Source organism: Clostridium pasteurianum BC1 (assembly GCF_000389635.1).
In the GTDB taxonomy this organism is placed as follows: domain Bacteria; phylum Bacillota; class Clostridia; order Clostridiales; family Clostridiaceae; genus Clostridium_I; species Clostridium_I pasteurianum_A.
Genome location: NC_021182.1, coordinates 1,416,103 through 1,438,436 on the forward strand (window position 1 = coordinate 1,416,103; position 22,334 = coordinate 1,438,436).

Consider the following 22,334-nt stretch of genomic DNA (forward strand, 5'->3'; position numbering starts at 1 on the left):
AATGGGAACTTCAAAGTTGAACATTTTATAATGATATAGAATACCTTGTGAAATTAAGAATTAATTAACTTATTGAAGAATATAAATATACTATTAGGTGATTTACTTTTCTAGTTTACGCTATACATTACAGGATTTTCTTTGGGGAAATTTGACTTAGTTGAAAGTCTTGGTATTCTGAGTGTTGACACTGTTTGGTGTATAATCTTTGTGGTTTGTTCTATATTATTTTTATTAAAAGAAAAACAAGGGAAATATATATTATCAATATTTCTCATAGATTGGGCTATAATTCAATATACTTCACATTGGAATTATACAATCTTTGGTGCAACTGAAAGAAAATTAAAAGGTTATAATGAATATTTTGCTAATACATATAATATAATTCTACATATATTAATAATCTCATTGCTTATTTTAATAATGGTTATATATTTCAAAAAAGAAACATAAAAGCTTCTAAATAGTAAAAGAAAAATTCTTTAGTTAGTATTAATGAGTATGATCTGTATAGACAATTACTGAACAATATTATTAACGGTTGTACTAATTATGGTTTTAGAGTTGTACAACCTCGTAATAAATTTTACAGAACTAAATTTATAAACTTGAATAATAAATCTAAAAGGATTTTTTCTTAGTTAATAAAAAATACATATGGTAGTAATATTTAGAAAAGGTGGTGCGGAAAACAACTATAAAAGACTGGGGTATGAAGGGGAGTATACTATGAAAATTATAAGTAAACATAATAAAATTATAGCAGGAATAACAATTTCTTTTTGCACTTTATTTGTTGTATATTTTGTCACTTCAATATATTTCATGAAGCATTTATATTTTGGTTCTAAAATTAACGGTATTGATGTATCAGGTAAAACAGTGGAAGAAATTAAAGCACAAATGACATCTGAGCTGCATACATATTCTTTGAATATAAAAGAGCGAGATGGTAAGAAGGAACAAATTAAGACAGGTGATATTAATTTAAAGTATAAATCCGACGAACAATTTAAGAAGCTTAAAGATGAACAGAATCCTTTGAAATGGCCTTCATCGTTTTTTAATATAAAAAATTCCAACATAACAGCAGAAATTTCATATGATAAAGGAAGGTTCACAAAACAAGTAGATAATTTATCTTGTTTTGCTGATAAAAATATAATTGAACCTAAAGAACCCAGCTTTAAATATGTAGGCAATGCTTTTATGATTGTAGACGAAATTAAAGGTAACAAAATAGATAAGAATATTTTACTTGAACGTGCAGCAGATGCAATATCTAAGCAGGAATCAACAATAGATCTGGAGTCTGCTAATTGTTATATAACTCCGAAGTATACTTCAAAATCTCAAAAAGTTATCGAAACTAGGAACATGCTCAATAAATATGTATCTTCAAAAGTCACCTATACTTTTGGAGACAATAAGGAAATTTTAGATGGCTCAACAATAAATAAGTGGCTTACAGTTGATGGTAATTTTAATGTTATACTTGATGAGGGAAAGGTAAAAGAATATGTACAGTCACTTGCTAATACTTATAATACTGCTGGTAAGACAAGAAGTTTTCATACATCATCAGGAAATACTATAAATATTAGCGGTGGTGACTATGGCAGGCAAATTAATATTGATAAAGAAGTACAAGATTTAAGTGAAGCGATAAAAGAAGGAAAAACGATAACAAAAGAACCGGCATACAGTCAAACTGCTGTATCTCATGGTAGCAGTGATATTGGAAATACATATGTAGAAATAGATATGACAAAGCAACATCTATGGTTTTATAAAAATGGTTCACTGGTAGTGGAAGGAAATGTTGTTACAGGTAACGTACGCCTAAATGACGCAACACCTGCAGGAATTTACAGATTAAAAGATAAAGAAAGAAATGCCACTCTAAAAGGTCAAGGTTACAGTGCTCCTGTTAGTTACTGGATGCCGTTTAATGGAGGAATTGGAATACATGATGCAACATGGAGAAGTGTGTTCGGAGGAGAGATATACAAGGCAAATGGCTCTCACGGTTGTGTAAATTCACCATACAATTTAGCACAGACAATATTTGATAATATTGATGTAGGTATTCCTGTTGTGTGTTATTATTAGGGAGCTAATGAAAAATTAAATTAATTTAATAATATGGTTGAACAATTGAATGAAAAATATTTTACCTTTTTTAGGGGTAATGGGAGCATCCATGCCATGTACTGAAAAGTAAATGGAATTAATTAACTTAAATCTTGCTATACTATATAAAAAGAGCTGTTGATAGCGATTTGAAAAATCGCTAATGCAGCAGCCCCAAAACCTTTAATATTTTTTTATTTCTTCATTCATTAGTTTATTTACAATTTGAGGATTAGCTTTTCCTTTTGTCTCTTTCATTACTATACCTACAAGGAAACCAAGTACTTTAGTTTTACCGTTTTTATAATCTTCAATAGATTTAGCATTACTATCTAATACTTTCTTAACGACCTCTAGTATAGCACCTTCATCACTATTTTGTATTAACCCTTTTTCCTTTACTATTGTTTTAGGTGATTTACCCGTGTTAAACATATCTACTATAACTTTTTTACCAATAGCATTTGAAATTGTACTAGCATTAATAAGCTTTATAAGCTCCGCTAATTGTTCTGGGGTAAATTTTAAATCTTCAACCCAAACAGCATTTTCTTTCATTATCTTTGAAATATCTCCCATTAGCCAATTTGATGCAGACTTAGCATCACCACTGATTTCTGCTGTTTTTTCAAAGAAATCTGCCATTGACATTGTAAGAGTTAATACTCCTGCATCATACTTAGGAATCTTAAATTGTTCTACAAATCTTTGTTCTTTTTCATATGGAAGTTCAGGTATAGTTTCTCTTATTTCTTCAATCCACTTATCATCTATATTTAATGTAGCAAGGTCTCCCTCTGGAAAATATCTATAGTCATTTGCAAATTCTTTACTTCTCATAACTACAGTAACATTACTTGCATCATCCCATCTTCTTGTATCTTGAGAAAGCTTTTCTCCTGTTTCTATTGCAGCTATCTGTCTATTAACTTCAAAATTTATAGCTTTTTCTAATGCCTTAAAAGAATTCATATTTTTAATTTCTGTTCTTACACCAAAAACGTTAGAACCCTTTTTCATAACAGAAACGTTAGCATCACATCTTAAAGATCCTTCTTCCATTTTACAGTCAGAAACACCTACACAAGAAATAATGCTCTTTAATCTTTCAAGATATTGAACTGCTTCCTCTGGACTTCTAAGGTCTGGTTTTGAAACTATTTCTGTAAGAGGAACGCCTGACCTATTAAAATCTACTAAAGTTCCCACTGTAGTATGCAGTAGTTTAGCAGCATCTTCTTCAATATGTATTCTTTCTATTCCTATTTTCTTTTTACTTCCATCTTCTAATTCTATTTCTATAAAACCATCTCTGCAAAGAGGAAGTTCATCCTGTGTTATTTGATAGTTTTTAGGACAGTCTGGGTAAAAAATACTTTTTCTATCCATTCTTCCATACTTGGTAATAGAACAGTTTAAAGCGAGACCTGCCTTTATACCATATTCTACAACCTTTTTATTTAAATGTGGTAAAGAACCTGGAAGTCCCATACATACAGGACAAGCATGAGTATTTGGCTGCCCTCCAAATTCAGTTTTACATCCGCAGTATATTTTAGTTTTTGTTGAAAGTTCAGTATGAGCTTCAAGTCCTATAACAACTTCATATTCCATTGCACTAATCCTCCTTACTCAATTACAGCACTTTTTTTATGCCATTCTGTTGCAGATTCATATCCATAAGCTAAATTAAATAATGTATCTTCTCTAAAATAGTTACCAATAAATTGAAGTCCAACAGGAAGATTATTTACAAAGCCACATGGTACAGATATTGCTGGTAATCCTGCAATATTTACAGGTACAGTATAAATATCTGATAAGTACATAGAAAGAACATCTTTAGTTTTTTCCCCGAACTTAAAAGCAGTAGTTGGTGATACAGGAGAAATCACCGCATCAAATTCTTTAAGTACTCTTTCAAAATCTTGTTTTATTAAATTTCTAACCTTCAAAGCTTTTTTATAATAAGCATCATAATAACCAGCTGAAAGCACATAAGTTCCAAGCATTATTCTTCTTTTTACTTCTCTTCCAAAACCTTCACTTCTAGATTTAAAGTATATATCTATTGCATCTTTAGCTTCTTTAGATCTGTGACCAAATCTTATACCATCAAATCTAGCAAGATTTGAAGATGCCTCTGCAGAGGATATTATATAGTATGTAGCAAGAGCATATTCAGACAAAGGAAGTGAACATTCTTTAACTTCAGCACCACTATCTCTTAATACTTTAATTGCTTCATCAATTATTTTTCTTACAACATCATCTAAGCCTTCACTAAAATATTCTACTGGTATACCGATCTTTCTACCTTTTAAATCTTTTGTAAGACTCTTTGTATAATCTTGAACAGGGATATTTACTGTTGTGAAATCTTTATCATCTACACCTGCAATATTTTGAGTTAATAGGGCACAATCTTCTACATCTCTTGCAATAGTGCCCACTTGATCCAAAGTTGAACCAAAAGCAATTACTCCATATCTTGATATTCTTCCATAAGTAGGTTTAAGTCCTACAACAGAACAAAAGGATGCTGGCTGTCTAACAGACCCCCCTGTTTCTGTTCCAAGAGAAAGTGGAGTTTCAAAAGCGGCAACAGAAGCTGCTGAAGCACCAGAAGAACCCCCAGGAACAAACTCTTCATTCCATGGATTTACCACCTTCTTAAATGCACTGTTTTCATTAGATGAACCCATAGCAAATTCATCCATGTTCAGCTTACCAAGTATGATTCCGTTGTTCTCTCTAATTTTTTCAGTTACAGTAGCATCATAAGGAGATGTGTAACCTTGTAAAATTTTTGAAGCACAAGTATTTTGCATTCCTTTTACACTTATATTATCTTTAATAGCAACAGGAACTCCGCCTAAACCTTCTAATATCTCTCCTTTTGCTATTTTTTCATCTAAAGTTTTTGCAGAACTTATAGCTTCCTCTTTTGCTTTATATAGATATGCACCTATTTTTTGGTCAGTTTTATGTATTCTATTTAAAAATTCCTTTGTAACTTCTTCTACTTTAACTTCTTTATTTTTTATCATACTTTTTAACTCATGAGCTTTAAGCTTATGCAATTCCATTGAAAAAACCTCCTTATCTAAAACCACTATTCTATTATTTTAGGAACAACTACATATTCTTCTAATTTATCTGGCGCGTTATCTAATACTGAACTAAGTTCCATAGAAGGTTCTATCTCATCTTCCCTAAATTTATTTTCAATATAATATGGATTTACTATGATTTCCACATCATCTGTGTCTAATTCATTTAATTTTTCCACATACCCAAGTACACTATTTAAATCTCCAATTAGGTTTTCTTTTTCTTCTTGAGAAAAACTTAATCTTGCTAGTTCTGCAACATACTCAACATCTTTTTTGGAAACTGACATATTATTCCTCTCTTTCTTTTAACTTATATTTGCAAACTATTCAATTTCTCCAATACGATAAGTTACTAATTACATAATACCGCCTCCACTTGTTTAATTAATGCATAAGATTGTATATTGATTTCTCCTTCCATTTTAGTCAGCCAATATACCACATTCCTTAATCCGTTATGTATTACATGTATAGTTTTTATCTCTATTCTAAAGATTATAATATGATATAAATATCATATTTAACTTGAATCTTATCACAGCGTTATATGCCTGTCAACAAAAATGTGATATTTTTCTCATATTTTGTTGACCAAATAAAAAATCTCCTTTATAATGAACTTGCACAAGCACGATAGGAAAAGAAAAAGAAAATGTACAAAGGGAAGTTATATTATGGCTAAAGCAAAAATCAGAGAACCACGTCAGACACGTTCCATAGAAAAGAAAAAGAAAATTGCAAAAGCAGGATTTAAGCTTTTCTGCGAAAAAGGTTTCCATCATACCAATACGAATGAAATCGCAAAAGAAGCCGGTGTCTCCACCGGCATTGTGTATCATTATTTTCAAGATAAGAAAGCAATTCTTTTAGCAGTCATGGACCAGGTTGTTCCCAAGTTTGACGCTGAAATGATAAAACAATTACATTTATCCAAAGATAGAAAAGAATTAGAAGCTTTTTTGTCTGACATTATTGACAAGGATATTCAGCTTCACACAATATCTAAGGCGGTCCATGAAGAATTTCAAGCTATGCGTCATTCCGATCCGGATGTGGCAGAATATATGAATCAGTTTAAAAATCAGTTTTTATCTGCAATTGCAGGTGCCTTACCATCACTTGGTTTTTCTATTTCCCATCCTCATGAAAAGGTAGATATGATATATCACATGATAGACCAGTACTCTGATTCAGTAGTCTTAAATAAACGTGATGTAATCAACTATGATGTTATGAAAGAGCTCCTTATAGAAACTATATTAAATTTATTAAATTTGGATACTTTTGATTAAACTTTGTTCTAAAGGATTATTTTATATAATACGAATTTATTTAGTAAAAAAATTTTACTAAATTTAAAAAACATTTGCTTGTTACGCTACGTCATATAGTACTATATAAGTAGAGGTGATTTATAATGCAAAACAAAGAGCTTATGACTGTGGGCGATCTTGCTAAAAAAATGGATACCACCGTTCGCACACTGCAATACTACGACAAAGAGGGTTTGCTGAAACCGTCTGCACAAAGCGAGGGCGGCAGGAGACTTTATACTAATAAGGATATGGTAAAGCTTCATCAGATTTTATCTATGAAATTTTTGGGCTTTTCGCTTGACGATATCAAAAATCACTTAATATCTCTTGATACACCACAAGAGGTTGCAAATGTTTTGAGTGAGCAAGCACAAATCATCAAGGAAAAAATTGCAAATCTAACCGAGGAACTATCAGCAATAGAGGCTCTGCAAGATGAAGTTGAACAAATGCAGACGGTGGACTTTAACAAGTACGCCGATATTATCAAGTTATTACAGCTAAAAAATGAAAACTATTGGATTGTTAAATTGTTTGATGACAAACTCATGATACACATTAGAAACCATTTTACAGAGGAATTCGGAAAAGCACTTTTTGCAAAATGGAAGAGCTTGTGTGACGAAACTGCGCAGCTTAAAATTGGTGGTGAACCCCCCGAAAGTGACAAGGGGCAAGAGATTGCTAAAGAGTGGTGGAACATGATAATGGAGTTTACAGGTGGCGATATGAGTATGCTACCAGCGCTTGAAAAGTTCAATGAAAACAAAAAAGATTGGAGCAACAACGAGTGGAAAGAAAAACAGGCAATAGCCGATGAGTTTATCGGGAAAGCATTGCCTGTTTACTTTCAAAATCAAGGGATAGTAATTCCAAATATGGAGGTGGTGGAGTAATGGGTATAGCTATTCAAATTGATAATTTAATAAAAAGCTATGGAGTAAATACCGTCATCAAAGACATTTCTTTTGCTGTAAATTGTGGTGAAATTTTTGCCTTGCTTGGTACAAATGGAGCAGGAAAAACCACCATCCTTGAATGTATTGAGGGTATTCGAAAATATGACAGCGGAAATATTACGGTAAACGGAAATATAGGGGTGCAGCTTCAATCCTCATCACTCCCTGCAAATATTAAGGCAATAGAGGCGTATCAATTGGTTTGCAAGTGGAACAAAGCACAAGCAAATCTTGAGTTATTTAATGTTTTTAAACTTGCACAGCTAAAAAACAAGCAATACAAAGAAATGTCTACAGGGCAAAAAAGGCGGCTGCATTTAGCACTTGCACTCATTGGTAATCCCGACATCATATTCCTTGATGAACCGACTGCGGGACTTGATGTAGAGGGCAGGGTATTCCTCCATGCACAAATCCGGAAATTGAAAGAGCAAGGAAAAACCATTATTATGGCAAGTCATGATATGGCAGAGGTAGAAAGTCTTTGCGATAGAATTACTATCCTCAAAGATGGAAAAATTGCTTTTATAGGCACAACAACCGAACTGACCAGTGAAATGGAAGATCAATGTAGAATTCACATCAAAACTGAAAGACCATTGAAAAACGCTGACTACGAACAAGGATATTGGGTATTTACTTCTGTAAATATTGGGGATACCTTGCTTGAATTGCTTCAAATTTGCAAGCAAACACAAAATACCGTTCTTGATGTAAAAATTGAAAGAGCCACACTTGAACAAAGATTTATGGACATAGCAAGGGAGGGTAAATCATGAGTGCATTTTTATATGGAGTAGTCCTACAGTGGAAACTTGACTTTAGAAACAAAGGCGTACTGCTCACCTATTATGTAGTACCGCTTGTATTCTTTGTTTTTATGGGTGGAATTTTTTCATCAATAAACCCTACTGCAAAGGATACATTAATCCAATCTATGACGGTATTCGGGGTGACAATGGGAGCTATTTTAGGAGCACCAACACCACTGGTGGAGTTGTATGGCAGTGAAATAAAAAAGGCATACAAGGTGGGTGGTATGCCCTTATGGGTAGCGTTAATCAACAACTTCATCTCGGCTTTTGTTCATCTTTTTATTATAAGTATTGTGATATTTTTTATAGCACCACTGGCTTTTGATGCAAAAATTCCTGTAAATTTAGCTCTTTATTTGCTATCTCTTACAATTTTCATCATAGTCTGTTTGGCAGTCGGAACGGTACTCGGACTGCTTATCAAAAGCACATCAAAGCTCACAATGGTATCACAGTTTATATTTTTACCTTCAATTATGCTGTCTGGCATTATGTTCCCTGTAAATATGCTCCCAAAGGTACTTGAAACTGTAGGTATGATTTTCCCTGCTAGATGGGGTTTTAAGCTTATGACAAGTGAAGTTCTTGATGTCAGACTTCTAATACCGCTTGTTGTTATCATGTTTGTATCAATTTGTATCAGTGGGTATAAGCTATCAAAAATTGGTTTAGAATAATATAAACTAATGAGCATAATCTTTGGTTAATGTAATTCATAATATTCTAATTTCCTGAACTAAAAGTTATAAACAAAAGTATTAACAGGTTATCCATATAACATATAAAGAAGGAATATACTATACATATATAATATATTCCTTCTCTTATTTTTCAATAATATAACTACCTTTTTAGCTAAAAGTAACTACTTGTTTTTAGCAGGAGAACCATCATGAAAAGTTGTTTTTGTGACATTCATATCCATAGTCTTTTCAGTAATGTTATTTATGGCTTTATTTTGTTTGACATTTTTAGTCTTTTTATTTCTATTCATTTTTTTACTCCTCCTATTCATAAAAATATAGTAACTTATCAGCTATATTTTTAACAAATATAATAAAAAATATTTGCAAAAGCAAAAGAAGAAGATAAACCAATATTTTTAAGTATAGGATATTCTACCTATCACTGGTGTCATGTAACCCAATTACTGCAATTTATATAAAAACAAAAGATATTGGGAATCAATGTTTTAAGCTGTTTTTTGTATTGAGCTTTTATTTTCTATATTATTATCTTTTGTCTTCTTAATTAAATAATAACCCATTTTATTAAAGTCCTCTATAGCTTGTAAAGAAGGCTTGTTTAATTATATACATTATATTGAAATTGATGATATAATTGTCATATAAATAAACTATAAATTAGTATACACTTGTAAAATAAAGCGAAGCAAGGATAATCAATACTTTTTCAATAGGAGGTCTAAATAAAATGGACAATATTGTATTATTAGAAAATAAATTAACTGCAGAACAATTTTGTAATTTGCAGGAAGCGGTAGGTTTTGGAAGGCCAAACACTAGACAAACTGAGAAGGCTATTGAAAATAGTATATATTTAATTTCTATAAGTGTAGGAGGAGAAGTTATTGGAATGGGTAGATTAGTTGGTGATGGTGCGAGGATATTTTATATACAAGATGTTTGCATCAAGCCAGAGTTTCAAAGAAAAGGAGTTGGAAAATTGGTTGTTGAAAAGTTACTTGATTATATTAAAAATAATAGTATAGCAAATTCAACCGTTACGGCCGGGTTAATGGCAGCAAAAGGTAAAGAAGGATTCTATCAAAAGTTAGGATTTCGAATCCGTCCTAATGAAAAAGAAGGTAACGGAATGATGATAAAAATAAAAATATAATAAGTAACATCAATAAGACCTTTAGTACATATAGTTCACAATGTTCTCACAGGACTAAGCAAACTGAATTAAATAGCTACCTTAATTTTACTTAACTACTGCTATATTGAACTGATGTATCTTCAATTATATTATAGATATTAGCACTTATAAATATTTATATTTTTTAAACACAAATGAACTTTTTGCCTTACTTAAACGTTATATTATTAGCAAAGAAGGTGAATTATTGGATGAACTAGTTTTAATAGAAAAAGCTAAGCAAGGAAATAAGTCTGCTTTAAATCTGCTGCTCACTGAAAACTATAATCTTGTAAAGGGCTATATTATTAAAATGACTGGTGACCCTACGCTGTCTCAGGATATTTTGCAGGAAACCATGCTAAAAGCAGTGTTAAATATAAAAAAATTTTCTCCTAAAGCAAAATTTTCCACTTGGCTTATTACCATAGCAACTAATCTATACAGGGATAACTTAAGAAAAGATAAGCACTTAGCCATACTTGATGAAAATATGATTTCTGATTCAGGCAATCCTGAAGATGCCGCAATTTCAAAACTTGAATACGTAGAAATTCTTCAAGTTATTAAGTGTCTGCCCTATGAAAAAAGAGCAGTATTCATACTAAAACATTTCTACAATTATAGTTATGAGGAGATTTCCAAAATACTTAATTGCCCTGTAGGCACTGTTCGCTCCAGGTTACATTACAGTGTTAAATATATAATCCTTGAGTTAGAAAGAAGGGGTATGATAAATGAATGAAAAAGAAAAGCTTATAAATACGCTTATTGACAAGCGATATAACGAAGCCTATGATATAAACCTGTTAAATAAAGCAAAAAATGAAGAACAGATAAATGAAAATAATGATACTTTAGATAAATCAGTTAATTTAGAAGCTTTTGAAGATAAAATGAATTCAGCATTGGAAAAAATAGATTTAGTTGATAATATCGATTTTAATATTAATATAGATACTTTAAAAATAATAGAACAAGCTGAGCAAATAGGAGCTAAGAAAAATTCATTTAAGGAAAATATATATTTTATAATAACTTCAATTTTAATATTATCTGCATTCAGCATTGTTTTCTTAAAACTTGGTATAAAGTTTGTGATTTATTTCCAAATAGTACTTGCTTTCATTATGCCTTGGTCCTTGATTCCTCTTACGAAATACAGCTTGAGGAGGAATCATAATGAATAAAATACTATTAATTATAGCTTTAGCCATAATTTTACTTACTCAAGGCTTTTGGATATATAATGATGCAAAAAAAAGAGGGGAAAAATACTACTGGCTTTGGGGTATATTTGGACTACTAAATGTTCCTAGTAATTTAATTATATATTTAATTGTAACCAGAGTAATAATTGATAGGCATAAAGAAAAATAATATATAAAAAATCTTTTCCGAAAAAGAAAAGATTTTTTTATTTTCAGTGAACTTTTTGTTTCCTTTATCGTTATATTTGTAGAATAAAAAATTATTATTTAAAACTACAAGAAAGGGATGATAATTATGTTTAATGGAATGACTGTAATTGAAATTGTAAAAATGCTTTCTCCTCTTATTATACTGGAATTTTGCTTGAAAATATTTTGTTTTTACAGACTGTATAAAGACAAAGTCAAATTTTTCCCAAAATATATATGGTTCATAATAATATTAGTCATTAGCACTATAGGTCCTTTAGGTTATCTATTAATAGGCAGAAAAAAAGACTAGCAGTATTTCTTGGAAGGAAGTGATTAATTTGCTAAAGGTTGAAAACTTAATAAAAAAATATGGCGATTTTGAAGTGCTTAAGGGCATTAGCTTTGAGGTTTCAAAGGGATGTATATACGGCTTTCTTGGTAAGAACGGTACTGGGAAAACTACTACTATGAATATACTTACAGGGCTTATAAACTATAACTCTGGAAATATATTTATAAATGGAAAAGATTTTAACACTAATAAAAGACAACTATTAAAAACTATAGGTTACCTGCCTCAAGCACCAGTATTTTATGGCTATATGACTGGATATGAATATCTGAAATTTATAGGTAGCTTAAGTGGAATGTCACCTAAAGAAGTATCTATAAGAGCGGATGAAGTTCTAGAGATAGTCCAACTTAAAAGTGCTGCTAAGCGAAAACTTTCTGGTTATTCTGGTGGTATGAAACAACGTTTTGGACTAGCAGTAGCTCTATTTAATCATCCAGAAATATTATTTTTGGATGAGCCCACTTCAGCTCTCGATCCTGAAGGAAGAATGGAAGTTTTATCTTTAATAGAAAAATTGAAAGCAGAAGGAATAACTGTATTTTTGTCCTCACACATATTAAATGATATAGAAAGAGTCTGTGATGAAGTAAGTATTTTAGATAAGGGTAAAATACTAATATCTGATAATCTTAAGGAATTAGAAAAAAAATATATACAACCTATTTTTGATGTAGAAGTTGAAGGAGATATTAGTACTCTTACAGAAACTTTGTTTCGTCAGCCTTTAATTGAAAATATTAAAAGCAGCAATAATCTGCTGTCTATTTACGTGAAGAATATAGATGAAGGTAAAAAACAACTTTTGAAGCTTATATTAGCTACCGATTGCACAGTTCTATCTTACAATATTAGAAAATCCAATCTTGAAGACATATTTATGAGGATGGTGATAAAGGAATGAATACTTTTAAAGCATATATAAAAAAAGAAATATTAGAAGCCTTACGACAGTACAAATATTTAATAATTGCTGTTGGCATAATTCTCTTTGCTGTTTCAGGACCTATTATGCTAAAGCTTATGCCAATAATCCTGAAATCCCAGTCAGGTATAGATGCTAATGCTATTAACGCTGACAAACTTATGACTATACAATACTGTTTGCAAAGCTTTATTTCAAGTTTATATCAAATAAGCATTATGTTCATTGTTTTTACTGTATGTACTAGCATAGCAGAAGAAATTACTCTTCAAAAGCTGGTTTTTCCATATTCCAAGGGAGCATCACCACTGTTCATAGTAATCAGTAAGTTTATAAATTATTCCATATCTGTTTTAGTACTAACTACTGTCGGTATATTTATTAATCATTATTATGCAGGAATTCTATTTAAAAGCTCAGATGTGACAACCAGCAAATTATTTACTGTTTCACTGTTAGTAAGTTTATATTTTATTTTTAATATAGCACTTGTTCTATTTTTTAGCAGCTTTATTAAAAAAAGTTTACCTGCTGGAATAGTAACTCTAGTTATAGGCTATGCCAGTGCTGTGATTATAAAACTACCTCAAATAGATAAATTTATTCCTTACAAATTAATTAATGACAGTTCAGCTTTAACATTTAATGACACCACCTTTACTGTTTTTTTTACTGCTATTCTTACAGGTGTTTTTTTAATAGCAACTGTGTATAGAATGAATCATGTTGAAATAATTTAGTATACTATGAGAGAATTTCAGTTGCATGGACTATTTATTCAATTAATAGCACAATTCGAGAGTTTTCAAGACAGTGTCTGGGCTGCCGCCAATGGAATTTCTGGATCGCATGCGTGTTCAGAAGGCAACACAACTCTTGCTGGGAACCGACAAAACCATAGCTGAAATTGCAATGGATACAGGGTTCAATGACAGTAATTACTTTAGTAGATTTTTTAAAAAATGCCGAAATGAAACACCCAGTGAGTTCAGACAGAAATATATAAGAGAATCGGATAGGTAAAGCAATAGAGACTCAATTCTAAATTCAGACCATAAATAGTGTGGTCTGAATTTGTTTTTTCCTAGATATCTTTTCGAATTTCTATCTTTTCTTCGCTGTTTGTATCCTTAATTTGAGTACGTAAGACATCGTTTAATACACTAATATCAATCTTATCCGCAATAGAGTCAGATAGTACTTGATTAAAAATCATTTTCTTTTCAGTTATTAATGGAATTAGCCTCCGTCCTTCTTGCGTCAAATGTAAAACGGACTTACGATTATCATCGATTTCCTTACTTTTATAGACAAAGCCATTATCCACAAGTCTTTGTACCAATCGGCTAGGACTCTTGCTTTCACAAATCAAAAGTTCTCCCAACTCCTTAAGAGATAAGGGCTCTTTTTTAGATAAAATCATTAATACTTCACTCTGATTAGGAGTAATATTGGCAAGTATAGTGATTTTCAAGGAAAAATTCAAGAGTAGTTGACACACTCAACCATTATGCTTATAATTTAGTTGAGTGAATCAACTAAGGAGGTAAATATGGAACTTATAAATTTTGCAAGACTTGTTGGAATATTGAACAGACAATCTCAAGATTATATGACTATTGCTTATAAGAGCATAGGCATAAGTTTTTCAGAATGTATCTTTTTACTGAATCTATATGGCAATGAAGGAATCAATCAAGAGAAGCTATCATCAATGCTATTAATTGATAAAGCAGCAACTGCAAGGTCTATAAAATCACTTGAAAAAAAAGGATTTTTAATGAGAAAAATTTCTAAAGAAGATAAAAGAGCTAAGAAGCTCTATTTAACTGGCAAAGGAAAAGATTGCAAAGAACAAATTTTTTCATCTTTGAGAAAATGGATAGATTTTCTTACAGAAGGAATGGATAAAGAAACCAAAAATATTGTTTTTAAAGGACTGCAATCCATGGCAGGAAGAGCTGGAAATGCTGTTTTTAATGAATTATTAGAAGATAAAATAGATGATAGTAATAAAGATAAACAATAAAATATACATGAAAGAGGGAATTAATAATGCCGTTAAATCCAAAATTTCAAAAATTATTAGACACAGATTTTGATAACATGTATTCTCTAGGAGTTGATAAGTTAAGAGAATGGTATGGTAAGAGTTGGGATGACTTTAAAGGAGATGTGCTAGAGGTTGGTACTGTAGTAAACCGTGTCGTTAAAACTTCTAAAAGAGATACCCCAATAAGAGTTTATTATTCAGAAGTCAAAGGTATCCATCCTGTATTTATTTGGATTCATGGTGGTGGATTTGTACTTGGAAATATTGAAGTTTACGATTCTATATGCCGTAAAATAGCAAATAATGTAAACTGCACTGTAATATCTATAGATTATGGTCTTTCACCAGAACATAAATTTCCGGAGCCGGTAGAAGAATGTTACCAAGTTGTAAAATGGATATTTGAAAATGCCAAAGAGCTAAATATAAATTCTGATAAAATTGCTATTGGAGGTGATAGTGTAGGCGGAACTCTTAGTGCAGTAATTTGCCAACTTTCAAGGGAAAGGAAAGAATTCTCGATTACTTATCAGGTGATTATTAATGCGATGTTAGATTTACTTGGGCAAACGAAGCCTAAATCCAGAGTGGAAAACGCTAAGGGATATAGGCTTACAACTAAAGGCATTGAATGGTTTGTTCAACAGTATTTAAGAAATTTAAGCGAGGCTAAAAATCCATTAGCTTCACCATTGCTTGCAGATAACTTTGAGGGTCTTCCTGCTGCATGCATTATTACGTCAGAATATGACCCGTTAAGAGATGAGGGCGAGCATTATGCACAGCGTTTATCTGAGTCTGGGATTGAAGTATGCCTTAAGAGATATGATGGAATTATCCACGGCTTCTTTAATATGCAGAGAACACTGGAAGAAGCACGTGATGCCCTTGATTTAGTATGTACAAAATTGAGTGAAGTTTTTAGTAAATAAATTCATCAAATACAATAATTAACGGTTAAGGAGAAAAATGAACAATGTCGTGCTATTTACCGGGATAATGCATTAAAATTATTCCCTCGTTTAAAGTAGGTCATAGCCGACTTATTGTTGTATATAATAAAGTTTGAGCACTTATAAAAATGCCGTGGATCACGAAAGCCAACATTTACTTTATCGGCGGGGCTGGATTCCTGTTTTTCTATCCCCTGACATTTGTCAATATCAGTGCTGATGTCTTGGTTCGGAAAAACATTGCTAATGATAAACAGGGTCGAGTGTGGGGTATTGTGGGAATATTATCACAACTGGGTTTTGTTGTAGCTTACAGTATTGCTGCGTTATTGGCCGACTATGTATTTAACCCCTTATTAAGTGATGGAGGATTTCTTGTTCCTACAGTGGGAAAGATTATTGGTACAGGGCAGGGCAGGGGTATTGGTTTGCTATTTATGATTTCTGGAGTTTTCGTGGTGATATTGGCCCTTATCACCTTCAGAAGCAAATCCATCCATGCTCTAGAAAACAATTAATTTTAGTAAGGGAAAGGGGAAAAGGTAATAAGATGTTATTAAAAATATTAAATTATATTATATCTCACCTAATGATTTTGGGCAGATAACCCTACATTTATTACAATTACATAATGAGAAACCCTTTCCATTTTTACTGTAAGTATATTCTCTACACAACTTTTGATTTACTGTTTGTCCATTAAGTGCCTTCTGTGGGCAGTTATCCAGGCATAGATGACAGCCCTCAATACACATCTTTTCAGAGAAAGAATCTGATTTCAAGTCTAAATTTGTTAATACTGCTCCAATATTAATCATATTGCCGTATTTTTTATTTATTATAAGAGTGTTCTTGCCCATGCTTCCTATACCAGCAAGCATTGCTGCATGCCGCATTGATAGCAATCCCCTACCTTCCATATTTTCACTACAATATTCATAGGGAGAATCTGATGGTACAGGAACTGCTATTCCTCCTAATTTTTCAATTTCTACAGAGGCTACATAACTTATGCGGTCTAATTCATCAACATTCATGTCCGTTGCCTTAGCATAAGCTAATCGTGGGTTGACATAAGTGAGTCCTTTCGGCATACACTTTGCAAATACAATAACTGATTTACAATCCGTATATATATCAGTCGGATGGAAACCTAATGGTGCATCTTTGAATCTTTCAGCATTTGCAATTCCACAAATATCTGCTCCTAACTCGGTAAATATTTCTTTAATTCGATCTTCCATGATACTCAACCTCCACAACTGATGTTATCACCTCAGTGATATTTTTTGAAACTACATCTTACTTTAACTTAACATAATGGAATTTATTATTGCTTAATAGTATGATATCATATAGTTATCTAACAGTAAAATTGATAATATTGAAAGAAATATTCAATAAAATTGATAATTGGAGTGTGAAAAAGTTGGATAATAAACAATTAAAAATCTTTTTAACTATTGCAAGATTACAAAGTTTTACATTGACAGCACAAAATCTAAATTATGCTCAATCTACTGTAACCACGAAGATTAAATTATTAGAAAAAGAATTAGGAGTAAGATTATTTGAGCGATTAGGGCATTGTATTACATTAACACCGCAGGGGAAGAGGCTGTTACCGTTTGCGGAACAAATATTAAAGCTTTCAAATGATGCTAAAGGTGCTATAAGCAATTCAGATTTAATAAGTGGAACTTTATCAATCGGTGCAGTTGAATCTTTGTGTGTAATGTGGCTTCCTAAAATATTAAAAGAATATCGATTAAGGTATCCAAATGTTGAGATTGCATTAAAATTTGGAAATTGTACTGATTTTTTTCGCTTTCTTAAGGAAAATACAATTGATGTCGCATTTTTTCTTGAGAAGAAAATAAGAGAAGAAGATTTTATTACAGAAATCGAGTTTCCGGAGCCATTGGCACTTTTGTCTTTACCAGAACATCCTCTTGCTCAAAAAGAAAGTGTCTTCCCAGAAGATTTAGCTGGTGAATCACTTATTTTAACAGAAACAGGCTGCAGCTATAGAGCACTTTTTGAGAATATCCTGACTCAATATGGAATAAAACCTCGTTCTGTTATTGAAACTGGAAATGTACAATCAATTAAACAGCTTGCAATGAGTGGACTAGGTATAACGTTATTACCACTAGTTGCAGTAGAAGAAGAGTGCATTCAGCAACGATTGATAAAATTGAACTGGAAAGGACCAGCTTTTGAAATTCTAACACAAGTAATCTATCATAAAAACAAATGGATTTCAGCACCACTAAAAGCATTCATAGAATTAATACATGAAATGAAACTGTAACTTCAAGAATTTAATTTATGAAAGAAATACGTGAAGGAATTGATCGTTCAAAGTCTAAAGTTACTCAACTACATTTTTAAATACTAACTTTAATGTATTGAAAGTCTCATTAGGAAATTTTATAAGTTCAAAGTATAGTCTGTCAATATATTCATGAACTATCTCTGAAACTTTCATTTCACTGGCTTCAAGCTCTTTATTTTCTAAAACTAAAGCCCTCATCTTAAATATTACAGCAGAGCTCACGAGTAGTAGAATAAGTTTTCCATAAAGCTGACATTGAAACCGTTCTATCTTAACTGGCTTTACAACCTGTATATGAAATATAGACTTCCACGTTTTAAAAATTAGTTCTATTTGCCATCTTAAGGAGTAAAACTCATGGACTTGTTCTGCACCTAAAACGTCTCCCTTAATATTAGTTATATAAATAGATATCCCTAATAATTCAATTGTATTTTCACTCTTTTCTATACCTTTCTTTTTAGAATTCTTCTCACATTTTTCTGATCTTTTTTTCAACTGCTCTTCTGTTAGTTTATATAAAACAACTCTGGTTTTGAGCTTCTTTTCCTTACCGATATAGACATCCTTAATTTCATAACGTTCCCCATGAATCATCTGTTTCATGATGTCAGATTATCACTTCCTGAGCTAGCTCCTACTTCTACATCCATAAAACAGCATAAACAAACGAATTCGCTAGCTTTAATTTTACCCTTTCTTTTCACAAAACCTGTTTCTTTCGCTATTTCTTCAATCTCCTCTTTTGAAAAACATATTTTAAGTTCATCTGCAAAAGCTTTATATCTTCATCCAATCTTAATTCTTTTTCTGCTATCATTTATTAGTTCCCCCAGCAGTGTTTTTTATTATCTTTCAAATGATAACATTTTTACAAATAGAGGGTTCTAGTTTTATAAAATCCTCTTAGTTTGATGGCTATGTGTCATTACCCTTTATAAGCAATATTACAAAACTGAATTAAAATAAAAATATATCCAGTATTGTGCTATAATGATAAAATATGTGTTAATTGTTGTTAGATAATAAAAATTGTAAAATTTATAAAGTTCGGTTTTGTAAAGGGGGAAAGCGGTCTTGTCAAAATCAAGATTAACATTTCAACATACTGGAGAAAGATATTTATCAATACCAAATTCGTTAAAAAAGTAAGTGATTTTTCTAAATAACGTATTGATAAATTTTTGAATTTTAAGGAGTGATTTTATGAGAATTTTTGAAGTACTGATAATTATTGCATTAGTTGCTTCCATTATCAATTTTGTTTTTATAAAGTATAAAAAATTAAGGATTACATTACCTATATTAGCTGTTGCAGCATGCATATTAAGCTTGATTTTTGAGGGATATAGACTGCAAATGGTTCCAGCATATTGTTTATCTATAGTTCTACTTGTTATAGGTATTATTAATATATATTCAGGAATTTATAAAGTGAAAAAGGTATTTAAAATTGTAGGCATAACTTTTCTTATGATGTCATTAATAATATCAATTGCATTTCCAATGCTGTTTCCTGTTATAAATCTTCCTAAGCCAGATGGGGAATATTCCGTAGGAACAAGGATTATGGCTTTTACTGACAAATCAAGAAAGGGTATTTTTACAAACGCTGATACGCCTAGGGAACTTGCAGTACAAGTTTGGTATCCGGCCAATGTAGTAAAAGACAAAAAAGTTCAACCTTACATTTCAGACAGCAAAGTTAGCGCATATATATGCAAAATTTCAGGATATCCCAACATATTGAATCAGCTTGAATTAGATAAAACAAACAGTTTTCTTAATACAGGGATTTCGAATAAAGAACAAAAGTATCCAGTAATAGTATTTTCACACGGATATGAACTATTTAGTGGACAAAACACAGTACAAATGGAGGAATTGGCTAGTCATGGATATGTAGTATTCAGCATATCACATACCTATGAAGCTTCTTCTAGTACATTTCCACAAGGGAAAATTGTACCTTTCAGTGCTAAACAAATAAAAATATTTAATGATGACGCTAACAATGTAGCAAAACAATTTAAAGGAGATAAAACAAGTACTGAATTTGAGAAATATATGATACAAAATTCTAAAGTAGCAGAAAAGAGTGTACATATATGGAGTGATGATACTAGTTTTGTTGCTGATGAGATAGAAAAGCTTAATAATGGAGAAATTAAGAGCATATTCAAGGATAAATTGGATATGTCAAATTTAGGACTATTCGGGCACTCATTCGGTGGTGCTACAGCAGGACAAGCAAGCCTTACAGATAGTAGATTCAAAGCATTTATTAATATGGATGGCACTCCATTTGGTGATACTGTAAATAATAAAGTTAAGCAGCCTTTTATGATTTTAACTGAGGGAAATAGTAAAAACTATCTAGCATCAGGATACTCTAAAGATCAAAAAAACTATCTTATTATATCGATAAATGGAGCAAAACATATTGATTTTACAGATTACACTGTTACTGTACCAGCATTAAAATTACTCTCAATACTTGGTACTATTGATGGAAGTAGGCAGGAGAAAATTATGAATGATTATGTACTTTCATTTTTTAACAAACACCTTAAGGGAATGAAGCAGCCTTTGATTGATGAAATGATTTCTAAATATCCTGAAGTTAGTGTACAATCAAGATGAGACTATATATAGTTTGATATATAATTATAACAGGTAATGATTATCCCTTTTAAATATATTTGTTTAGCATTTGGTTAATTCCAGGTGCTATCTTTTGTGAAATTTTAGTTTTATTCTAAATGGATGGCTTTATTCTTATAGAATTCTCTTAGCTTGATGGCTATGTGGTCAAACCCCTATATGTTTCATCAACAAATAGCATTGGTATGGGGGTTAAATTATTTGCTACATTTATTTGGGGTGGAGGGAGTATCCGTGTCACCAGGGGCAAAGTAGATGTAAAAAAAGATTTAGGAGAATGTAATACAAAAAAATCCTGCAGAGTGAAAGATCAGTCATGGCAGCTTAAAATTTTGAATTACATTTTCTATTTTTATAAATTTAGTTATGTTTTAATACTTAATACGTTATAATTGAAGAATATTATATTTTTAAATACACAATAAAGGATGTGAAACTTGCTATGATGAAAATACTATCAACTATAGCAGATAATTATGCTTTACATAATTTTCATAAAAAATACAGTAAAAAGGATCAGTTTAATTATAATGAGGAGGAAGTCAATAAACTTAATAGTGACTTCTCGAAGTTTTATAAAAAGCCTATATTACCAAAAATACATTATGAAAAAGATACAACTGAAAATAATTACGAAATAGGAAAAATGAAATTTTTAAGTGAAGTGGAGAATGAAGACACTAATAAAGAAGCGTTATTTCACTATAGAAAATATTTGGGCACAGGTAATAATATAAATATTATTTTTATACATGGTTGGAAATCTGAAACTCTTCATAGATTAGATAAACTTTTTCTAGATAGTTTTATTGGAAGAAGGTATAACATTTATAATTATGTACAACCTTTTCATATGGAAAGAACTCCAGATACATCATCATATAGTGGAGAATATTATATAAGTGCAGATGTAAACAGAACACTAAAGTCTGTGCAACAATCTGTAAGTGATATTAGAGCTTTAATAAATTATATTAAAACTGAAAAAGAAGAAAAAATTATAATCATAGGTTTAAGCTTAGGGGGAATAGTTTCTAATTTGTTAGCTGAAACTGAAGAAAATATTGACGGGTTAGTATCACTGTTTTACGGTAATGATTTATCATTTACAGTATTTGAATCTGAGGTTGGAAAATATATAAAAAAAGATTTCTTGAAAAATAAATTTGAATATAATTTATTAAAAAAAAATTGGAGTATCATCAATCCAAGCTTAAGGAAACCCGTGATAGATATTGATAAAATACTGCTTATATCTGGTAAAGATGATAAAGTTGTTTTGAATAAAAATACAAGTTTGGTATGGCAAAACTGGCAAAATTCAGAAAGATATATATATAAATGCGGTCATTCGGGAACGGCACTTTGTAAAAATAGACTTAGAAGAGATGTTTTAAAATTTATAGATAAGAGAGTGTAGTTT

The 22,334-nt window shown here is 31.2% G+C and carries 25 protein-coding genes and 2 pseudogenes; 20 read left to right on the forward strand and 7 right to left on the reverse strand.

What is annotated here, in order from left to right:
- Window positions 1-732 precede the first annotated feature (732 nt).
- Window positions 733-2,115, forward strand: coding sequence for a L,D-transpeptidase family protein (locus CLOPA_RS06470; protein ID WP_041710819.1), 1,383 nt, complete (start codon window positions 733-735; stop codon window positions 2,113-2,115).
- Between the two features lie 204 nt (window positions 2,116-2,319).
- Here the strand turns inward: CLOPA_RS06470 and gatB are convergent, their stop codons facing one another.
- From gatB to gatC, 3 genes are read right to left on the reverse strand one after another with little or no spacing between them, the layout of a single operon-like run.
- On the reverse strand, window positions 2,320-3,750 hold the full coding sequence (gene gatB, locus CLOPA_RS06475) for an Asp-tRNA(Asn)/Glu-tRNA(Gln) amidotransferase subunit GatB (protein ID WP_015614661.1): 1,431 nt from the start codon (window positions 3,748-3,750) through the stop codon (window positions 2,320-2,322).
- A gap of 14 nt (window positions 3,751-3,764) precedes the next feature.
- Window positions 3,765-5,225, reverse strand: coding sequence for an Asp-tRNA(Asn)/Glu-tRNA(Gln) amidotransferase subunit GatA (gatA, locus tag CLOPA_RS06480; protein ID WP_015614662.1), 1,461 nt, complete (start codon window positions 5,223-5,225; stop codon window positions 3,765-3,767).
- Between the two features lie 26 nt (window positions 5,226-5,251).
- Complete coding sequence (gene gatC, locus CLOPA_RS06485; RefSeq protein WP_015614663.1) at window positions 5,252-5,539, reverse strand: Asp-tRNA(Asn)/Glu-tRNA(Gln) amidotransferase subunit GatC; 288 nt, start codon at window positions 5,537-5,539, stop codon at window positions 5,252-5,254.
- Window positions 5,540-5,926: 387 nt separating this feature from the next.
- Between gatC and CLOPA_RS06490 the strand changes: the two genes are divergently transcribed.
- From CLOPA_RS06490 to CLOPA_RS06505, 4 genes are all read left to right on the forward strand, one after another.
- Window positions 5,927-6,544, forward strand: a complete 618-nt coding sequence (locus CLOPA_RS06490; RefSeq protein WP_015614664.1) for a TetR/AcrR family transcriptional regulator — start codon at window positions 5,927-5,929, stop codon at window positions 6,542-6,544.
- A 125-nt stretch (window positions 6,545-6,669) separates the two neighbouring features.
- Window positions 6,670-7,464, forward strand: coding sequence for a MerR family transcriptional regulator (locus CLOPA_RS06495; protein WP_015614665.1), 795 nt, complete (start codon window positions 6,670-6,672; stop codon window positions 7,462-7,464).
- A complete protein-coding gene (locus tag CLOPA_RS06500) occupies window positions 7,464-8,306 on the forward strand; it encodes an ABC transporter ATP-binding protein (RefSeq protein ID WP_015614666.1) in 843 nt (280 codons plus the stop codon). The genes CLOPA_RS06495 and CLOPA_RS06500 overlap by 1 nt, the downstream gene beginning before the upstream one ends.
- A complete protein-coding gene (locus CLOPA_RS06505; RefSeq protein WP_015614667.1) occupies window positions 8,303-9,019 on the forward strand; it encodes an ABC transporter permease in 717 nt (238 codons plus the stop codon). Before CLOPA_RS06500 ends, CLOPA_RS06505 begins: the two co-directional genes overlap by 4 nt.
- Before the next feature lie 188 nt (window positions 9,020-9,207).
- Here the strand turns inward: CLOPA_RS06505 and CLOPA_RS26440 are convergent, their stop codons facing one another.
- Window positions 9,208-9,336, reverse strand: coding sequence for a hypothetical protein (locus CLOPA_RS26440; protein ID WP_015614668.1), 129 nt, complete (start codon window positions 9,334-9,336; stop codon window positions 9,208-9,210).
- A gap of 72 nt (window positions 9,337-9,408) precedes the next feature.
- On the opposite strand from CLOPA_RS26440, the pseudogene CLOPA_RS25915 reads away from it, so the two are divergent.
- From CLOPA_RS25915 to CLOPA_RS26765, 9 genes and pseudogenes are all read left to right on the forward strand, one after another.
- A pseudogene (locus CLOPA_RS25915) lies at window positions 9,409-9,501 on the forward strand (DUF255 domain-containing protein); the annotation flags it as partial.
- Window positions 9,502-9,776: 275 nt separating this feature from the next.
- Window positions 9,777-10,202 carry a GNAT family N-acetyltransferase gene (locus tag CLOPA_RS06510; RefSeq protein WP_015614669.1) on the forward strand — a complete coding sequence of 142 codons (426 nt, stop codon included), beginning with the start codon at window positions 9,777-9,779 and terminating at the stop codon, window positions 10,200-10,202.
- 229 nt (window positions 10,203-10,431) lie between these two features.
- Window positions 10,432-10,968 (forward strand): RNA polymerase sigma factor SigY, encoded by a 537-nt coding sequence (gene sigY, locus CLOPA_RS06515; RefSeq protein WP_015614670.1) that lies wholly within the window; start codon window positions 10,432-10,434, stop codon window positions 10,966-10,968.
- Complete coding sequence (locus tag CLOPA_RS06520; RefSeq protein WP_015614671.1) at window positions 10,961-11,413, forward strand: hypothetical protein; 453 nt, start codon at window positions 10,961-10,963, stop codon at window positions 11,411-11,413. Before sigY ends, CLOPA_RS06520 begins: the two co-directional genes overlap by 8 nt.
- Window positions 11,406-11,603 (forward strand): hypothetical protein, encoded by a 198-nt coding sequence (locus tag CLOPA_RS06525; RefSeq protein ID WP_015614672.1) that lies wholly within the window; start codon window positions 11,406-11,408, stop codon window positions 11,601-11,603. Before CLOPA_RS06520 ends, CLOPA_RS06525 begins: the two co-directional genes overlap by 8 nt.
- A gap of 162 nt (window positions 11,604-11,765) precedes the next feature.
- Window positions 11,766-11,936, forward strand: coding sequence for a PLDc N-terminal domain-containing protein (locus CLOPA_RS26760; RefSeq protein ID WP_431602573.1), 171 nt, complete (start codon window positions 11,766-11,768; stop codon window positions 11,934-11,936).
- A 19-nt stretch (window positions 11,937-11,955) separates the two neighbouring features.
- The gene (locus CLOPA_RS06535) at window positions 11,956-12,882 is read left to right on the forward strand and encodes an ATP-binding cassette domain-containing protein (protein ID WP_431602568.1); all 927 of its coding nucleotides are present in this window, start codon (window positions 11,956-11,958) and stop codon (window positions 12,880-12,882) included.
- Window positions 12,879-13,643, forward strand: coding sequence for a hypothetical protein (locus CLOPA_RS06540; protein ID WP_015614675.1), 765 nt, complete (start codon window positions 12,879-12,881; stop codon window positions 13,641-13,643). Before CLOPA_RS06535 ends, CLOPA_RS06540 begins: the two co-directional genes overlap by 4 nt.
- A 67-nt stretch (window positions 13,644-13,710) precedes the next feature.
- A pseudogene (locus tag CLOPA_RS26765) lies at window positions 13,711-13,926 on the forward strand (helix-turn-helix domain-containing protein); the annotation flags it as partial.
- Between the two features lie 61 nt (window positions 13,927-13,987).
- Here CLOPA_RS26765 and CLOPA_RS06550 read toward each other — a convergent pair.
- Entirely contained in the window at window positions 13,988-14,404 is a 417-nt protein-coding gene (locus CLOPA_RS06550; RefSeq protein ID WP_051115613.1) for a MarR family transcriptional regulator, read from the reverse strand.
- Between the two features lie 51 nt (window positions 14,405-14,455).
- On the opposite strand from CLOPA_RS06550, the gene CLOPA_RS06555 reads away from it, so the two are divergent.
- The 3 genes from CLOPA_RS06555 to CLOPA_RS06565 all read left to right on the forward strand — a co-directional run bounded on the left by CLOPA_RS06555 (window position 14,456) and on the right by CLOPA_RS06565 (window position 16,427).
- Window positions 14,456-14,932 carry a MarR family winged helix-turn-helix transcriptional regulator gene (locus tag CLOPA_RS06555; protein WP_015614677.1) on the forward strand — a complete coding sequence of 159 codons (477 nt, stop codon included), beginning with the start codon at window positions 14,456-14,458 and terminating at the stop codon, window positions 14,930-14,932.
- A gap of 26 nt (window positions 14,933-14,958) precedes the next feature.
- Window positions 14,959-15,888: an alpha/beta hydrolase gene (locus CLOPA_RS06560; RefSeq protein ID WP_015614678.1), complete on the forward strand. Its 930-nt coding sequence runs from the start codon at window positions 14,959-14,961 to the stop codon at window positions 15,886-15,888.
- Window positions 15,889-16,037: 149 nt separating this feature from the next.
- A complete protein-coding gene (locus CLOPA_RS06565; RefSeq protein WP_041710822.1) occupies window positions 16,038-16,427 on the forward strand; it encodes a hypothetical protein in 390 nt (129 codons plus the stop codon).
- 57 nt (window positions 16,428-16,484) lie between these two features.
- On the opposite strand, the gene CLOPA_RS06570 is transcribed toward CLOPA_RS06565, so the two are convergent.
- The gene (locus CLOPA_RS06570; protein WP_015614679.1) at window positions 16,485-17,153 is read right to left on the reverse strand and encodes an epoxyqueuosine reductase; all 669 of its coding nucleotides are present in this window, start codon (window positions 17,151-17,153) and stop codon (window positions 16,485-16,487) included.
- 185 nt (window positions 17,154-17,338) lie between these two features.
- On the opposite strand from CLOPA_RS06570, the gene CLOPA_RS06575 reads away from it, so the two are divergent.
- The gene (locus CLOPA_RS06575) at window positions 17,339-18,223 is read left to right on the forward strand and encodes a LysR family transcriptional regulator (RefSeq protein WP_015614680.1); all 885 of its coding nucleotides are present in this window, start codon (window positions 17,339-17,341) and stop codon (window positions 18,221-18,223) included.
- A 60-nt stretch (window positions 18,224-18,283) separates the two neighbouring features.
- Here CLOPA_RS06575 and CLOPA_RS06580 read toward each other — a convergent pair whose 3' ends face one another.
- On the reverse strand, window positions 18,284-18,853 hold the full coding sequence (locus CLOPA_RS06580) for a transposase (RefSeq protein ID WP_051115614.1): 570 nt from the start codon (window positions 18,851-18,853) through the stop codon (window positions 18,284-18,286).
- Between the two features lie 600 nt (window positions 18,854-19,453).
- Here CLOPA_RS06580 and CLOPA_RS06585 point away from each other — a divergent pair.
- Together CLOPA_RS06585 and CLOPA_RS06590 are read left to right on the forward strand one after the other, a co-directional pair.
- Entirely contained in the window at window positions 19,454-20,890 is a 1,437-nt protein-coding gene (locus CLOPA_RS06585) for an isoform II (RefSeq protein WP_015614682.1), read from the forward strand.
- 463 nt (window positions 20,891-21,353) lie between these two features.
- Entirely contained in the window at window positions 21,354-22,331 is a 978-nt protein-coding gene (locus tag CLOPA_RS06590; protein WP_015614683.1) for an alpha/beta fold hydrolase, read from the forward strand.
- The last annotated feature ends 3 nt before the right edge of the window (window positions 22,332-22,334 follow it).

What these genes read in the sequence shown, in the direction of transcription:
- CLOPA_RS06470 (WP_041710819.1), top strand. Translation starts at nt 733, where the DNA reads ATGAAAATTATAAGTAAACATAATAAAATTATAGCAGGAATAACAATT.
- gatB (WP_015614661.1), bottom strand. Translation starts at nt 3,750, where the DNA reads ATGGAATATGAAGTTGTTATAGGACTTGAAGCTCATACTGAACTTTCA.
- gatA (WP_015614662.1), bottom strand. Translation starts at nt 5,225, where the DNA reads ATGGAATTGCATAAGCTTAAAGCTCATGAGTTAAAAAGTATGATAAAA.
- gatC (WP_015614663.1), bottom strand. Translation starts at nt 5,539, where the DNA reads ATGTCAGTTTCCAAAAAAGATGTTGAGTATGTTGCAGAACTAGCAAGA.
- CLOPA_RS06490 (WP_015614664.1), top strand. Translation starts at nt 5,927, where the DNA reads ATGGCTAAAGCAAAAATCAGAGAACCACGTCAGACACGTTCCATAGAA.
- CLOPA_RS06495 (WP_015614665.1), top strand. Translation starts at nt 6,670, where the DNA reads ATGCAAAACAAAGAGCTTATGACTGTGGGCGATCTTGCTAAAAAAATG.
- CLOPA_RS06500 (WP_015614666.1), top strand. Translation starts at nt 7,464, where the DNA reads ATGGGTATAGCTATTCAAATTGATAATTTAATAAAAAGCTATGGAGTA.
- CLOPA_RS06505 (WP_015614667.1), top strand. Translation starts at nt 8,303, where the DNA reads ATGAGTGCATTTTTATATGGAGTAGTCCTACAGTGGAAACTTGACTTT.
- CLOPA_RS26440 (WP_015614668.1), bottom strand. Translation starts at nt 9,336, where the DNA reads ATGAATAGAAATAAAAAGACTAAAAATGTCAAACAAAATAAAGCCATA.
- CLOPA_RS06510 (WP_015614669.1), top strand. Translation starts at nt 9,777, where the DNA reads ATGGACAATATTGTATTATTAGAAAATAAATTAACTGCAGAACAATTT.
- CLOPA_RS06520 (WP_015614671.1), top strand. Translation starts at nt 10,961, where the DNA reads ATGAATGAAAAAGAAAAGCTTATAAATACGCTTATTGACAAGCGATAT.
- CLOPA_RS06525 (WP_015614672.1), top strand. Translation starts at nt 11,406, where the DNA reads ATGAATAAAATACTATTAATTATAGCTTTAGCCATAATTTTACTTACT.
- CLOPA_RS26760 (WP_431602573.1), top strand. Translation starts at nt 11,766, where the DNA reads ATGCTTTCTCCTCTTATTATACTGGAATTTTGCTTGAAAATATTTTGT.
- CLOPA_RS06540 (WP_015614675.1), top strand. Translation starts at nt 12,879, where the DNA reads ATGAATACTTTTAAAGCATATATAAAAAAAGAAATATTAGAAGCCTTA.
- CLOPA_RS06555 (WP_015614677.1), top strand. Translation starts at nt 14,456, where the DNA reads ATGGAACTTATAAATTTTGCAAGACTTGTTGGAATATTGAACAGACAA.
- CLOPA_RS06560 (WP_015614678.1), top strand. Translation starts at nt 14,959, where the DNA reads ATGCCGTTAAATCCAAAATTTCAAAAATTATTAGACACAGATTTTGAT.
- CLOPA_RS06565 (WP_041710822.1), top strand. Translation starts at nt 16,038, where the DNA reads ATGCCGTGGATCACGAAAGCCAACATTTACTTTATCGGCGGGGCTGGA.
- CLOPA_RS06570 (WP_015614679.1), bottom strand. Translation starts at nt 17,153, where the DNA reads ATGGAAGATCGAATTAAAGAAATATTTACCGAGTTAGGAGCAGATATT.
- CLOPA_RS06580 (WP_051115614.1), bottom strand. Translation starts at nt 18,853, where the DNA reads ATGAAACAGATGATTCATGGGGAACGTTATGAAATTAAGGATGTCTAT.
- CLOPA_RS06585 (WP_015614682.1), top strand. Translation starts at nt 19,454, where the DNA reads ATGAGAATTTTTGAAGTACTGATAATTATTGCATTAGTTGCTTCCATT.
- CLOPA_RS06590 (WP_015614683.1), top strand. Translation starts at nt 21,354, where the DNA reads ATGATGAAAATACTATCAACTATAGCAGATAATTATGCTTTACATAAT.